At 66.8% G+C, this 14,136-nt stretch carries 14 protein-coding genes; 4 read left to right on the top strand and 10 right to left on the bottom strand.

Going from position 1 to position 14,136, the window contains the following annotated elements:
- Positions 1-22 precede the first annotated feature (22 nt).
- The 3 genes from ccsB to F615_RS0110430 all read right to left on the bottom strand — a co-directional run bounded on the left by ccsB (position 23) and on the right by F615_RS0110430 (position 4,223).
- A complete protein-coding gene (gene ccsB, locus F615_RS0110440) occupies positions 23-1,375 on the bottom strand; it encodes a c-type cytochrome biogenesis protein CcsB (protein WP_019561131.1) in 1,353 nt (450 codons plus the stop codon).
- Positions 1,372-3,507 (bottom strand): cytochrome c biogenesis protein ResB, encoded by a 2,136-nt coding sequence (locus tag F615_RS0110435; RefSeq protein ID WP_026330224.1) that lies wholly within the window; start codon positions 3,505-3,507, stop codon positions 1,372-1,374. The genes ccsB and F615_RS0110435 overlap by 4 nt, the downstream gene beginning before the upstream one ends.
- 98 nt (positions 3,508-3,605) lie before the next feature.
- A complete protein-coding gene (locus F615_RS0110430) occupies positions 3,606-4,223 on the bottom strand; it encodes a c-type cytochrome (protein ID WP_026330223.1) in 618 nt (205 codons plus the stop codon).
- Between the two features lie 58 nt (positions 4,224-4,281).
- Here F615_RS0110430 and yihA point away from each other — a divergent pair, with 58 nt between their 5' ends.
- Both yihA and F615_RS0110420 read left to right on the top strand, forming a co-directional pair.
- The gene (gene yihA / locus F615_RS18265; protein WP_019561128.1) at positions 4,282-4,992 is read left to right on the top strand and encodes a ribosome biogenesis GTP-binding protein YihA/YsxC; all 711 of its coding nucleotides are present in this window, start codon (positions 4,282-4,284) and stop codon (positions 4,990-4,992) included.
- 87 nt (positions 4,993-5,079) lie between these two features.
- The gene (locus F615_RS0110420; protein ID WP_019561127.1) at positions 5,080-5,973 is read left to right on the top strand and encodes an alpha/beta fold hydrolase; all 894 of its coding nucleotides are present in this window, start codon (positions 5,080-5,082) and stop codon (positions 5,971-5,973) included.
- Positions 5,974-5,978: 5 nt separating this feature from the next.
- Here the strand turns inward: F615_RS0110420 and F615_RS0110415 are convergent, their stop codons facing one another.
- Positions 5,979-7,946, bottom strand: a complete 1,968-nt coding sequence (locus F615_RS0110415; protein ID WP_019561126.1) for a DUF1631 family protein — start codon at positions 7,944-7,946, stop codon at positions 5,979-5,981.
- 274 nt (positions 7,947-8,220) lie between these two features.
- Here F615_RS0110415 and queE point away from each other — a divergent pair, with 274 nt between their 5' ends.
- Together queE and F615_RS0110405 are read left to right on the top strand one after the other, a co-directional pair.
- Positions 8,221-8,883, top strand: a complete 663-nt coding sequence (gene queE, locus F615_RS0110410; protein ID WP_019561125.1) for a 7-carboxy-7-deazaguanine synthase — start codon at positions 8,221-8,223, stop codon at positions 8,881-8,883.
- 58 nt (positions 8,884-8,941) lie between these two features.
- Positions 8,942-9,313 (top strand): 6-pyruvoyl trahydropterin synthase family protein, encoded by a 372-nt coding sequence (locus F615_RS0110405; RefSeq protein ID WP_019561124.1) that lies wholly within the window; start codon positions 8,942-8,944, stop codon positions 9,311-9,313.
- A gap of 160 nt (positions 9,314-9,473) precedes the next feature.
- On the opposite strand, the gene groL is transcribed toward F615_RS0110405, so the two are convergent.
- From groL to F615_RS18260, 6 genes are all read right to left on the bottom strand, one after another.
- The gene (gene groL, locus F615_RS0110400) at positions 9,474-11,108 is read right to left on the bottom strand and encodes a chaperonin GroEL (protein ID WP_019561123.1); all 1,635 of its coding nucleotides are present in this window, start codon (positions 11,106-11,108) and stop codon (positions 9,474-9,476) included.
- A 56-nt stretch (positions 11,109-11,164) separates the two neighbouring features.
- Positions 11,165-11,455 (bottom strand): co-chaperone GroES, encoded by a 291-nt coding sequence (gene groES, locus F615_RS0110395; RefSeq protein WP_019561122.1) that lies wholly within the window; start codon positions 11,453-11,455, stop codon positions 11,165-11,167.
- Between the two features lie 182 nt (positions 11,456-11,637).
- Complete coding sequence (locus F615_RS0110390) at positions 11,638-12,270, bottom strand: FMN-binding negative transcriptional regulator (RefSeq protein WP_019561121.1); 633 nt, start codon at positions 12,268-12,270, stop codon at positions 11,638-11,640.
- A gap of 336 nt (positions 12,271-12,606) precedes the next feature.
- Positions 12,607-12,867, bottom strand: a complete 261-nt coding sequence (locus F615_RS19910) for a hypothetical protein (protein WP_156824607.1) — start codon at positions 12,865-12,867, stop codon at positions 12,607-12,609.
- Between the two features lie 172 nt (positions 12,868-13,039).
- Complete coding sequence (locus F615_RS0110385) at positions 13,040-13,735, bottom strand: ATPase (RefSeq protein ID WP_019561120.1); 696 nt, start codon at positions 13,733-13,735, stop codon at positions 13,040-13,042.
- Positions 13,735-14,097 (bottom strand): type II toxin-antitoxin system Phd/YefM family antitoxin, encoded by a 363-nt coding sequence (locus tag F615_RS18260; protein ID WP_019561119.1) that lies wholly within the window; start codon positions 14,095-14,097, stop codon positions 13,735-13,737. The genes F615_RS0110385 and F615_RS18260 overlap by 1 nt, the downstream gene beginning before the upstream one ends.
- Between the last annotated feature and the right edge of the window lie 39 nt (positions 14,098-14,136).

Below are 14,136 nucleotides of genomic sequence, written 5' to 3'. Positions count from 1 at the left end.
ACGCCGCAACGCCGAGGGCCGTTCAGAGCTCGCCGTAGGAGTGCAGGCCCGACAGGAACATGTTCACGCCCAGGAAGGCGAAGGTCGTCACCGCCAGGCCCACCAGCGCCCACCAGGCCGACACGGTGCCACGCAGGCCCTTCATGAGGCGCATGTGCAGCCAAGCGGCATAGTTCAGCCACACGATCAAGGCCCAGGTTTCCTTCGGGTCCCAGCTCCAGTAGCCGCCCCAGGCCTCGGCGGCCCACAGCGCACCGAGGATGGTGGCAATCGTGAAGAAGGCAAAGCCCACCGCAATGGCTTTGTACATGAGGTCGTCGAGCACGTCGTGGCTGGGCAGCTTGGCGGCGATGCGCCGGCGCAGCCACAGGATGCCTGCGACGATCAGGGCCGAGATGCCGAAGTAGACCACCCAGTAGCTGCTCAGTGCGCCGTCGGAGGAGCGGCGAAACACCAGCGGCTCGAAGCACAGCACCACCCCCAGCAGCCACAGCGGGGCCAGCTTGTACCAGCGGGTTTCGCTGGCCTGTTGTTTGATGAGATATGCGAAAGCCACCATCGCGGCCAGTGCGAAGGTGCCATAGCCGATGAAATTGGCCGGCACGTGCAACTTCATCCACCAGCTCTGCAGGGCCGGCACCAAGGGTTGGATCTCGTGGGCGCCACGCTCGACCGTGTACCACAGCAAAAAGCCCACCGCGGCGCTGACGATGAGCATGGCGAAGGCCCCCAGGCTGCGCACGTGCTCGCGCTGGCGATATTGGTCTTCGTAGTAGAGCCAGTACAAGGTGGTCAGCCAGCAAAACAGCACGAAGACTTCATAGAGGTTGCTCACCGGGATATGCCCGATGTCTGGCGCGATTTGGTGGCTTTCGAACCAGCGCACCATCGTGCCGATCAGCCCCATGGCCACGGCCGCCCAGGCCAGGCGCGACCCCAGGCGTTCGGCGGTGCCGGAGTCCGAGCGGGTGAAAAAGCCGATCCAATAGAACACCGTGCTCATGAAAAAGAGCAGGCTCATCCACAGGATGGCGCTCTGGCTGGACAAGAAATACTTCAGCAGGAACACCTGGTCGGCCTGCGACAGATCGGCCCCGAAGCCGTCTTGCACACGCGCATACAGGGCGATGGCCAGCAGCGAGGCCGCGCCCACCACCAAGGCCAGCACCCGCAGCGGGCGCCAGAACCAGCCCAACCATACGGCCGCCGGCGTGGCGCCCACGAGAATGGCCTTCTCATAGACATCCATCGAGGCGGCATAGCGCTGGAAGGCATAGCTCGCGCCGGCGAGGACCAGCACGGCGTACAGCCAATCGAACCAGGTTCGCCGGGCGAAGTAGCCCGGGGTGTCGAGGGACAGGGTGGTGGTATTCATCGAGCCTTGGGGGCCGTGCCTTGCAGCACGGCCAACTGGAGGTGGTCAAATTCCCGATCGGTGTCCAGGGTGTGGCGGGTGGACGACAGGGCCAGGGTCACGCGGGTTTGTCCAGGCAGTCCCGGTGCGTCTTCGAGCCAGATCCACAGGCGACGTTCCCTGACATAGAGCATGGCAAACACGCCGACGATGAGCAACAGGCAGCCCAGGTAGACCAGGTATTTTCCAGGGGCGCGGGCGACCTGGAAGACGCTGGCTTGCACCTGCTCGAAGTCTTTCAGCTCCAGCAGCAGCGGGGCCGGGTAGTAGGCTTCATCGGACAGCGACAACACCGCCTGCGTCATGAAGGCGCGGGTGGCGTCGTTTTGCGGCAGCGCGGGCAGGCCGGCCTGGGCGCGGCTTTCTTGCAACAGTTCGAAGATCACCCCGTTGAGAATGCGGATCAGCACCTCGGATGTGCGCGCCCGCTCGGCTTCGGGGACATGGGCTTCCATGAAGTCCGAAATCGCCTGCAGCCCGCCCACTGGGGCTTGGCCGGGGCGTACCGGTTCGATGCCGGCAAACAGGTCCAGGCTGCGCCGGGCCGACACGCGCAGCTGCTCGGCCAGGTCGGGGCGGGCGGGGTCGACCGCGACTCGCACATAGCGCTGCACGGCACGCTCGCGCATGACCGGGTCGTGCAGGGCATCGCGCAGTCGCATCCAGCCGTCCAGGCTGCCGGCCTCGTCGGCCGGGATGCGCAGGTAGCGGAAAGGGTCCGCCGGGCTGTCGCGCACGCCTGCCAAGAACACACGCCGGCCGTCGAGCTCCACCGGCAGCATGTAATTGTGGAACTCGCGTGCTTGCCCCGAGGCATCGCGCAGCTTGTACGTCACCGACGGGCCGACGTTGCGCAGGCCCTTGTCACGGCCTGGGGCGCCCGAGCCCAGGTGCTGCTGCACACTGGTCACCAGATCGACCTTGCGCACATCGGTGGCCCCGGTGGCCGCAGCACCGAGGTTCTCGACGTTGATCACCCGCAGCCCGGTGAATTCCAGCGTCAAGGTCTGGCCGTCGGGGGTGCGCACTTCGGTGCTGCTGCCCACCGTGCCGGTGATCTCGAAGCGCGGGCCCGACATGTGCATCGGATGCGCCGTGAGCCTCAGGCGGGAGCCGCCATCGTCGAAGCTCGACTGGTAAATGGCCATGCCCGCGTGATAGAGCGGCTTGTTGACCTCGATGCGGGCCTCACGGGTCTGGCCGGTGGACCGGTCGTGCACCACCACCTCGCTGGCGAAGAGCTTGGGCATGCCGGTGTCGTAATACTCGACGATGAAGCGCTTGAGCTCCACATCGAAAGGCAGGGGCTGTAGCAACACGCCGTCGGGCTGGTTGAGCAGCACCACGCCCGAGCGCGAGCCCTCGGGCACCATCAGATTGCCGCGGAAGGCCGGGGTGTGGGTGCTCAGCCAGTGCTGGGCAGGCACGTCACCGATGAGGCCGGCTCCGGCATAGGGGGTTTTGCCGCTGAACCACATCTGGGCACGCACCATCAAATCCCCGTCGAGCAGGCCGCCGATGCACACCAACACGATGGCCGAATGCGCGGCCAGGTAGCCCAGCTTGTTGGCGGCGCCTTTCTTGGCGGCCACCATGATGCCGCGCACGGCTGGCCCGTCGTGGCGCACTTGCGCGCGAGCTTTCCAGCCATTGCGCTGCAACAGCGCCGTGATCTGCTCGAAGACGGCCTCGCGCGGCTGCGCCACTACGCCGCGGGCCTTGTGATGAAAGGCCTGCAGCGCTTGCTCGCGCACATGTTCCTTGTAGGCCCTGAGCTCATGCGCGATCTTGGGGGCATTGCGCACGATGCACAACGAGGTGGACACCACCAGGAAGGCCAGGATGAGCAGGAACCACCAGGCGCTATAGACCGCATACAGCCCGAGTCGTCCGAACAATTCGGCCCAGAACGGCCCGAACTGGTTCACATAGTTGACCGGGGGTTGATGTTGCTGCACGACCGTGCCCACGACCGAGGCGATGCAGATGAGGGTCAACAGCGCGATGGCGAACCGCATCGAGGACAGCACCTCGATGGTCTCTCGCCAGGCGCGAGACCCACGGGCAAGTTGCAAGCCGGAGGTGGCGGTCATGGAGCGTTTGAGTCGCAGCACAGCAATAAGAAAGGCGGGTATCCCTCCCGGGGCCCGCCTTCTTGCTGTCTTGGTTTTAGGGGCGCTCGGGCGCGGTATCAGCGCAGCCCAGCGATGTAGTCTGACACGGCCTTGATTTCCACGTCGCTCATGCGGGCGGCAATGGCTGCCATCTGCGGGCTGTTGGCCCGTGCGCCACTGCGGAAGGCGGTCATTTGTGCCGTGGTGTAGTCGGCATGCTGGCCGCTGAGCCGCGGATACTGCGACGGGATGCCCGAGCCGGCCGGGCCGTGGCAGGCGGCGCAAGCCGGCACGGACTTCTCGGCGATGCCCCCACGGTAGATGCGCTCACCCAGGCGGATGGTGTCCTTGTTGGTGGCCGCGCCGGGACGAGCCTGCTTGCTGGCGTAGAACGCGGCCACATTGCGCATGTCTTCGTCGCTGAGCGTGGCGGCAAAGCCGGCCATCACGGGATTCTGACGCTTGCCGGACTTGAATTCTTGCAGTTGCTTGACCAGGTATTCCGGATGCTGGCCGGCAAGGATGGGGTTGGCTGGCGAGCCCCGGCTGCCGTCGGCCGTATGGCAGGCCACGCACACCTGGTTGGCGATCGCCTGGCCCTTGGCCAGATCGGGCTTGGCAGGGGCCTGGCCCAGCGCCGCCATCGGGGCGGCCCACACAGTTGCGGCAAACAGCAGGGTGACGGTCGATTTCATGTCGTGGAGCGAGTTGTAGGCCGAAGGCAAAACCCGCGGATTTTACAATGCCGATTCCATGCCCAGCCAAGCCACTCCTCCAAGCGCCCGCGCGCCCTCTGCTGCGACCGACCCGGCCGTCCGTGCCGCGCTGGCCTGGTTGCACACCGCCCGTTTCCTGACCACGGCCAGTGAATTGCACCAATTGCCCGTCACCGAGCGGCCGGAAATCGCCTTCGTCGGGCGCTCCAATGCCGGCAAGTCCACCGCGATCAACACCTTGGCGCAGCAGCGCCAGTTGGCCTTCGCCTCCAAGACGCCCGGGCGTACCCAGCACATCAACCTGTTTGCCTTGGGACCGCGCGAGGCCGCGGATGCCGTGCTCGCCGATTTGCCCGGGTATGGCTATGCGGCCGTGGAGCGCAGCGCCAAGCTGCGCTGGCAGGCGGTGATGGCCGACTACCTGGCGCAGCGCCGCAACTTGGCCGGCGTGGTGCTGCTGGTGGACCCGCGTCATGGACTCACCGAACTCGACCATCAACTGCTGCAATTCGTCTCCCCCCGGGTGGCCAATGGCAGCGTGAGGCTGCTGGTCGTGCTGACCAAGGCCGACAAGCTCAACCGCCAGCAAGCCACGCTGGCACTGCAAGCCGCTCAGCAAGCCCTGGCCCGCTACGTCACCGAGGAGGCCGACATCGGCTTGGTGCTGTTTTCGGGCCTGCGCCGCACCGGCCTGGGCGATGTGGCCACGGCCTTGCACGGCTGGGTGCACGGCCAAGCTTCCGCGTAAACCCCAGGCGGTCAGCGTCGCCGAGGCGACGCCGGGACGGCCCGGTGGCGACGATACTTCGGGGCAGGGCTCTGGAGGAGGTGGCACATGAGCGTGGAGACCTTCGACATCGATTTGCCGCACGGCATCCGCCTGGCCTGCCGGGCTCAGGGGCCGCGCGAGGCGCCGGTGCTGGTGTTGTTGCATGGCTTTCCGGAGGCGGCTTTCGTCTGGGACCAGGTGGGCGCCCTGCTGGCCGGACGCTTCCGCTGCGTGGCGCCGAATTTGCGGGGCTATCCGGGCTCGTCGTCGCCGCCGGAGGTGGAGGCCTACCGGGCCAAGCACTTGGTGCGCGACATCGTCGCCTTGATCGATGCCCTGGGGGCTCCGGTGGCGGCCGTGGTGGCCCATGACTGGGGTGGGGCCGTGGCCTGGAATCTGGCGGCGCAGCAGCCCGAGTCGATCGAGCGCTTGGTGATCGTCAACTCACCGCATCCGGCGGTCTTCTTGCGCGAACTGTTGCACAACCCTGAGCAGCAGCGCGCCAGCGCCTACATGAACTTTCTGTGCCGCCCCGATGCGCAGGACTTGCTCGCCGACAATGACTTCGCCCGCCTGTGGCCCTTTTTCACGAGCATGGGGGCCGGGGCCGATGGACACGGCTGGCTCACCGAGGCGGTGAAAGACCAGTACCGCGCCGCTTGGCGCCATGGGCTCGACGGGCCGCTCAATTACTATCGCGCTTCGCCTTTGCGGCCGCCCTTGGGGCCGAGCGATCCGATCCATAGCCTGCGCTTCGACGATGCGCAGGTGCGCGTGCAGCGGCCCACCTTGGTGATCTGGGGCGAGGGCGACATGGCCTTGCCGCCGTCTTTGCTGGACGGTCTGGAGCGCTGGGTGCCTCGCCTGGAATTGCTGCGCGTGCCCGGGGCCACGCACTGGATCGTGCATGAGCAGCCCGGCCTGGTGGCCGAGGCCATCGCCGGCTTCGTGGCGGCCTGAACCGTTCAACGGATGGGATCGTCCAGGTTCTGGATCAGACTGTCCACCGCCCGCTGCATCAGCGAGCGCTCCTCGAGCTGGGTGATCAAGCCTTCGGACAGCAGCCGCTCGACGGCCCGGCGTGTCAGTGAATGTGACTGCCCAGCGTGCTGGCTGGCGAACATGAAAAACTGGCCGTTGTCGCTGCACCACATCAGCTGGGCCGTGACCCATTGGCCTTGCACGAACATGTGGTACCACGAGCCGGGCGTCAGTCCTTCCATCCAGGCCTGGCGGGCCAGGCGCCCGGCTTCGGTCTCGGTCTGATCCATCAGCCCCACCGGCACGGTGGGCAGGATGCTGCGGTCCACGGGTTCTGCGGGGCCAGGGGGCAGGGGATCGTCCTCCTCGCGCATCCGTTGCACGATCTGCTCGGCCGACAGCGTCTCGGCAGGCGGCGCAACGGCTGGTGGCTTGCCTCGCAACACGGCGCCGTGGTGGGCGGCCAGCTCGGCGAAGACGGCTTCGCGCTGGGTCTCAGGGCAGGCGATCAGGTCCATGCCGCGGTTCAAGCTGGCCAGCAGCTTGGGTCGCAAGGCGCGCAGCCGGGCTTGGTCGGCCGGTGCGCTCAGGGGCTGCATGCTCCACAGCAGCTCATCGACCGTGTGCATCAGCTCCTGGGCCAAGGGCGAGTGTTCGCCATCACGGGCCATGGCTTCGACCATGGCCTCCACCCAGGGGCCGAACAGAAAGTCTCGCAGCGACTGGCTCAGTGAGCTGTCGCGCATTTGGCGCAGTTGTTGCCGCAGCACGCCACGCAGCTGGTCGGCGCGCTCGATGCGTTGCAGTTTTTCCAGCGCCGCGCGTGAACGCTCCAAGGCTTCTCGGCTGCGTTCGTCGATGTATTGATTGAGCTCGTCCTGGGCTTTCAAAAAATGCTGCCCTTGGGGGGCGGGCAGCGCGGTGAGGCGGTCGATCAGCCCGCCGGCGAACCGCATGAAATCGAGCAGACGCTCGTCTTGAGGGTCCTCATAGCCGGCGCAGTGGGCCGACAGCCGATTCAGCAGCAGCCACACCGGGTGGTCGGACTGCCGCACCAGGGCTGGGTCGCGTCGTGCCAAGTTCAGCACGGCCGGCTTGAGCCGCCCCAGCAGGTGGCGCACCGCATCGATCAGCTTCGGGTCGGCCACGATCTGGTCGAACAGACGGTGGACCAGGCTCTGGGCTTCGGCGCTCTCATCCAAGGGCGTCGGATGGCTGCGGCTGACCCGTTCGAGCAGCCGGCCCAGGGTGCCCGAGTCGGTGAGATCGAAGCCCGCGCCGCCGGCCGGTGGGGGTGGGGCGGCCGAAGGCACGGCCCGGAAGGCCAGGGGCTGCACCCCCAGGGCTTCCAGACGGCGGCAAATCTGCTCGTATTCGAGCTTGAGCGCTTCGGCCAGCTGGGCGCCGGCCACGCGCAGCAGCAGCATGCGCGTCTCGGCCGATACCCCGAGCGCGTGAGTCGAGCGGCTGAGGGCGCGGGCAAACACTTCCGGACGCAGCGGGTTGGCTTCGCGGCGGATTTCCTGCCAGCCGCGCACCGCGGCCATGAAGGCTTGCACCTCGCGCAACTCCCAGTCTGCTTGTTGGTCGATCTGGGCGATCACTCGGGAGATTTCGATGTCCTCGGCCGCCTGGTATTCGTCGACCAGGCTCAGTTCGTCCAGGTTCAGGGTCTGCGGCTTGCGTGAAGCCGCCGCCGTGCCCCCGCCATCGGCCATGGCCTCGCGCACGCCTTGCGCGATCAGCTCTTGCAGCGAACGCATCCAGTCCGCCTTGCGGGCCAACAGCACCTCCATCAGCGCGAAGAACTGTCGCCGGTCCGGGGCCAGGGACATGTGCGCCGTGGGGTGGCGCAGCGCCTCCAGCGTGCGCTCGACCACATCGCGGGCCAATAGCGGCACACCTTGAACGATGGAGTCCAGCGACGTGGACGGCGGCGGCAGTGAGCTCATGATCGAATGGGGGCCTGGTGTGACGTATTGTTGAGGGCGGCGCGGTTCGGCGCAATCCTGCCGGCCCAGGCGCAGCACGGCGGCGCTGTGACAGGGCGATACAATAGAGAGCATAGAGCCGGGCAGCGCCTGGAGGTTCGATGCAGGTGCTCGCGCCCATGGCATGCCCGGGGTTTCGTCGCCGGGGTTGGCCCGGCCCGGGGCTTGGGGGCGGCTCCGAGGCCCCGTGCCCGCCCAAGCATCTGCCTCCTCTGCGCTTTTTGCCCCCGCTTGCATGACCTACAGCGTCAAGGAAGCCTTTTACACCCTGCAAGGCGAAGGCACCCATGCCGGTCGGCCGGCGGTGTTTTGCCGGTTTGCAGGCTGCAATCTATGGAGCGGCCGCGAAGTCGACCGCGCCCAGGCCATGTGCCGCTTCTGCGACACCGATTTCGTCGGCACCGATGGCCCTGGCGGGGGCAAGTTCGCCGATGCACAAGCCTTGGCGGCCCATGTGGCGGCCTTTTGGCCGACCAGTGCTGCGGCCGCCCAGGCCCGACGTTTCGTGGTACTGACCGGTGGCGAGCCGCTGTTGCAGGTGGACGAGCCGCTGATCGCGGCCTTGCATGCCCATGGCTTCGAAATCGCCGTCGAGACCAATGGCAGTGTGGCGGCTCCGCCGGGCCTGGACTGGATTTGTGTCAGCCCCAAGGTGGGCGCCCCGCTCGTGCAGCGCAGCGGGCATGAGCTGAAGGTGGTGGTGCCGCAAGAGGGTCTCAAGCCGGAGGATCTGCGGGCTTACGAGCGCTTGGATTTCCAGCACTGGCGCGTGCAGGCCATGGATTGTCCCGATCCGCTCCAGCGCAGCCGAGCCTTGCAATGGGCCGTGCAATGGTGCTTGGATCACCCGCGCTGGCATTTGAGCGTGCAAACCCACAAGCACCTGGGGATCCGCTGAAGCCTGGGCAGACGATGCCCCGACCCGGGCCCGAGGCCCCGGTCCACGAGATGCCAAGATGTTCGAACTGAGCCAAACCTTTACTTTCGATGCCGCGCACACCTTGCGGCGACAGGTGGCCCCTGAGGAAGCGGCGGGCAGCCGGCGCATCCATGGCCATACTTACACCGCGGAGGTGACCGTCGCCGGTCAGCCGCAGGCCGATTCGGGCATGGTGGTGGATCTGGCTCATTTGCGCGCGGCCATCGCCGAGGTGCGCGCCCAGCTCGATCATCACTTCCTCGACGAAGTGGTGGGGTTGGGGGCTCCTACGCTGGAGAACCTCTGCCTGTTCATTTATCACCATGTTCGACGTCGCTTGCCGCAGGTGTCGGCCGTGACGGTGTCGCGCGCCACGGGCGACCGCTGCGTCTACCGGCCGTCGGCCTGAGACGCCGATGCCGCCCCCGGGCCGCAAGGCTCGCTGGGGCGCGGCGTGAATCGGCGCGGGCCGAGAGCACGGCCCAAGCCAAGAGAACGGGCGAAGGGACCCGGCAAAGAAAAAGGGCCGCGGTGGCGGCCCTTTCATCGAAGGCGAATGGCCTGGTGACTTACATGTCCATGCCCATGCCACCCATGCCAGCGCCGGAGGCGGCAGGGGTTTCGTCCTTCGGCGCTTCGGCGACCATGGCTTCGGTGGTGAGCATCAGGCCGGCGACCGAGGCGGCGTTTTGCAGCGCGGTGCGGGTCACCTTGGTCGGGTCCAGGATGCCCATCTCGATCATGTCGCCGTAGGTGCCGTTGGCGGCGTTGTAGCCGAAGTTGCCCTTGCCTTCGAGCACCTTGGCGATCACCACGCTGGGCTCCTCGCCAGCGTTGGCCACGATCTGGCGCAGGGGCTCTTCGACGGCACGCAGCACGATCTTGATGCCGGCGTCTTGGTCGGGGTTGTCGCCCTTGATCTCACCGGCAGCTTGCTTGGCGCGCAGCAGGGCCACGCCACCACCGGCGACGATGCCCTCTTCCACCGCCGCACGGGTGGCATGCAGGGCGTCTTCGACGCGGGCCTTCTTCTCCTTCATTTCGACCTCGGTGGCCGCACCCACCTTGATCACGGCCACGCCACCGGCGAGCTTGGCCACGCGCTCTTGCAGCTTCTCGCGGTCATAGTCGGAGGTGGCCTCCTCGATTTGCACGCGGATCTGCTTGACGCGCGCTTCGATATCGGCCGGGGCACCAGCGCCATCGATGATGGTGGTGTTTTCCTTGCCCACTTCCACGCGCTTGGCTTGACCCAGGTCGGCCAGCGTCACCTTCTCCAGCGACAGGCCCACTTCCTCGGAGATCACCTTGCCGCCGGTCAGGATGGCGATGTCTTCCAGCATGGCCTTGCGACGATCGCCGAAGCCCGGGGCCTTGACGGCGCACACCTTCAGGATGCCGCGGATGGTGTTGACCACCAGCGTGGCCAGGGCTTCACCTTCGACTTCCTCGGCGATGATCAGCAGCGGACGACCGGCCTTGGCCACTTGCTCCAGCGTGGGCAGCAGGTCGCGGATGTTGCTGATCTTCTTGTCGTGCAGCAGCACGTACGGGTTTTCGAGGATCGCGGCTTGCTTGTCGGGGTTGTTGATGAAGTAGGGCGACAGATAGCCACGGTCGAACTGCATGCCCTCGACGACTTCGAGCTCGTTGTCCAGGCTCTTGCCGTCTTCGACCGTGATCACGCCTTCCTTGCCCACTTTGTCCATCGCGTCGGCAATGATCTTGCCGATGGACTCGTCAGAGTTGGCGGAGATGGCGCCCACCTGCGCGATTTCCTTGCTGGTGGTGGTGGCCTTGGAAGCCTTCTTCAGCTGCTCGACCAGGGCAGCGACGGCCTTGTCGATGCCGCGCTTGAGGTCCATCGGGTTCATGCCGGCGGCCACATACTTCATGCCCTCACGCACGATGGCCTGGGCCAGCACGGTGGCGGTGGTGGTACCGTCACCGGCGTTGTCGCTGGTCTTGGACGCCACTTCCTTGACCATCTGGGCGCCCATGTTCTGGAGCTTGTCCTTCAACTCGATTTCCTTGGCCACGGACACACCGTCCTTGGTCACGGTAGGGGCGCCGAAGGAGCGCTCCAGCACCACGTTGCGGCCCTTGGGACCCAGGGTCACTTTGACTGCGTTGGCCAGGATGTTCACGCCCTCGACCATGCGGGCGCGGGCTTCACCGCCGAAAACGACGTCTTTAGCTGCCATAAGAAATTCTCCGAATTCGTTACTGAGTTCTGTTCAGGCTGTGGCGCGCGGCGGGATTACTTTTCCACCACGGCGAAGAGATCTTCTTCACGCATCACCAGCAGCTCTTCACCGTCGACCTTGACGGTTTGGCCGCTGTACTTGCCGAACAGCACACGGTCACCGACCTTGACGTTGGGCGCCACGAAGTCGCCCTTTTCATTGCGCTTGCCCGGACCGACGGCCAGGACCTCACCCTGATCGGGCTTCTCGGCAGCGTTGTCGGGGATGACGATGCCCGAGGCGGTCTTGGTTTCGTTTTCCAGGCGCTTGACGATCACGCGATCGTGCAGAGGACGAAGTTTCATGACATCTCCTAAGAGTGAGAACCAACTTCTGGTGGAAGGGTGATGCGAGTAAGCACCAACTTGATGCGCATGATCGACGGGCTCCGCGAGGATTCGCTGGGCCCGGGATCATTAGCACTCGCATCAGATGAGTGCTAACAGCGACGAATTATAGGGGTGGGTTCCGGTTCTTCAAGAGGCGTTCACTGCGGCTGAGTGGCCTCGCGCATCGCCTGGGCCAGTGCCCAGTGGCCTTGGGCCTGCAGACCCTGGATCGCCCCGTCGCGGTTGCCGGCCGGGTGGTTCTGGCTCAGTTTGCGCTTGCCTTCCAGCCGGGTGATGCGCACCTCCAGCCCCACGATCTTGCCCAGCATGTCGCTCAGGTAGTCGGGTGGGGCGTCGCCCATCTTCCACGGCACCGGCTGCGCAGCCTCGTGCACCCGCGTGAGCCGTGCCACCAGACCCCGCACGAATCTTTCGTCATCGTGCACATGGAGGGAGCCATGGGCATGCACCACCTCGTAATTCCAGGTGGGCACTGCGCGGTGTGTGGCGTGCTTGCTGGGGTACCAGTTGGGCGAGATATAGCCTTCCACCCCGCGGAACACCACCAACACCGGGTCGCCGTCGGCCACCTCCTGCCACACCGGGTTGGCCCGCGCCACATGCGCCAGCAGCACGCCCTGCGCACCCTGCGCCGGATCCAGCAGGAAAGGAAGGTGCTGCGCCTCCAACCCCGCCGCCGTGTGCGTGACCATCATCCCCAGCGGGTGGTCGTGGATGATGCGGTGCAACTGCTCGGGGCGGGTTTCGGCGAAGTGAGGGGGGAGGTACATGGTGGGGCTCTGGGGGGCTGGCGTGTGCGGGAAGGGTAAGGGATGGCGCGGCTTCGTGCACGCGCGGGTGGCTTCAAGCCCAAGCCTCGTGCCGGGGGGTTGTTGTTCTCCTGTAGAGGGATGTCCTCAGCAGTGACTGGCCTTTGCCCGGCTGGAGGTGCTCAGCACGACGTTCGCATCCAGGCGAAGGTGCGGAACGCGGGGAGCAGGTGCAGCGCCACAACCCGTGACGATGAACCTCTCATATGGAGGATGTCGCCAAGGTGCTGGCAGCGTTGCGCCGGCCGCGCCGCGATGACCGTGGATCCCCGCTCGCCGGCGAGCCGTCTGAGAGGATCACTTCGTTGCGGGTTTCGTAGTTCTTGCTTCTCTAGGTGACGGACTCGAGGGGCTTTGACGGGTGCGGCCCAAGGGGCGCGGGCGGCGAGTGTCGCACCAGGGGGTGTCCGGCGCTTGGGCGGCCAGTTGGCGTTCGACGGCGGCCAGCGCGTTGGCCAGGCGGTCGATCCTTCCGGTCTGCCAGACCGGTGCGTCGTAGGCCTCGGCCAGTTGGGCCCGAAGTCGTGCGTACTCTTGCTGCAAAGCGGCGGTGTTCATCAGGCCATCTCCTCCTTGCGGGGATGAGGCCACTATGGCCGCGGCTGGAGGGGCGAGCCATCCCCTGCTTGGAGGCTGCCCCGGCATCCAGGGGGGGGCGGTCGTGCATCGCTCGCGCCAGTGGGGCGGCTGCGGCGGTTTGCGCAGACGGGCGGCTGGCGGCGCCACACGGTCAGCGGGTGGCGGTGGCTGGGGCTGGGGCTGGCGCAGGCAGGCTCAGCGCAGCCTCCAGCAGTGGGTGGGCCCATGCCGGCGTGGCGCGCAGGGTTTCGAGGTCGTCGGGTCGCGGATGGGTGAGTTGCCCGCGGCGCAGTTCGAGCAGCAGCCGTGGGTCGGGAATGGGCGCGCCCGGTGCCGCCTCAGTGCTGTTGTCATAGACCTGCAGGTGTGCCAGGTGTGGCATCAGCACGATGAGGTTGGCCAGCGCGCGGGGGTAGCGCTGGCGGATGCGGTCCTCGGGGATGTCGTGGCCACCGGCGCGCACACGGGCGGCCACGCGGGCGCGGTGGCGTTCGGGGCTGTCCAGGCCACAAAACCACATCAGCACGTCATGGGTGCGGGTGGCCTCACGCAGGCGCTGGGCGATGGTGGTGCCGCCCAGGGTGGTTTCGAAGGCATGGTGCCGGCCTCGGGCGAGGGCGTCGTCGAGCCGGCGCAGACCCTCGGCCCAGGCCAAGCCGCTGGCCTCGTCGGCGGTGGCCAGGCCCGCGGCGACGAGTTCACGCGCGTAGCGGTCGGGGTTGAACCAGGTGAGTCCTTGGCGGGTGAGCAAGTGACCGCCGATGGAGCTTTTGCCGGCCCCGTTGACGCCGGCCAGCACGAACAGGACGGGGCGCGCGAGGACGGGGCGCGCGTCGGGGGCGGTCATCAATCGCTGGCCCCGGCCTGCACTTCACCATGCAGGCGGGCCGGGCCGTCCATCAGGCCGCGTAGGCGTTCGCCGGCCTCGGCGGCATTCAGCACGGACAAGCGCTCGTCGAAACGGCGCCGCAGGGCCTCCAGCGCGGCCTCGGCCGGCTCGGCGGCTTGCTGGGCGCGCGCCAGCAGTTCGGCATAGGCCTGCACGGGCAGGATCACCGCCTCGGGCTGCCGGTGGTGCGTGATCAGCACAGGGCCTTGGGTCTGCAACTGGCGCATCACGCCGCGCCAGCCGAGCTTTTTCACGTCGGACGCGGGCGTGCGGTGGAGCTGGTGCACGGGCGGGATCGCAGGCTTGGGGATGGCGGACATGGCAACACTCCAGGACGGCGTGAGCTGATCTTAGGCCAA

The organism is Caldimonas manganoxidans ATCC BAA-369, from assembly GCF_000381125.1.
Taxonomy (GTDB): domain Bacteria; phylum Pseudomonadota; class Gammaproteobacteria; order Burkholderiales; family Burkholderiaceae_C; genus Caldimonas; species Caldimonas manganoxidans.
The sequence above is the reverse complement of the archived record's forward strand: the minus strand, read 5'-3'. Positions and strand labels throughout refer to the sequence as shown.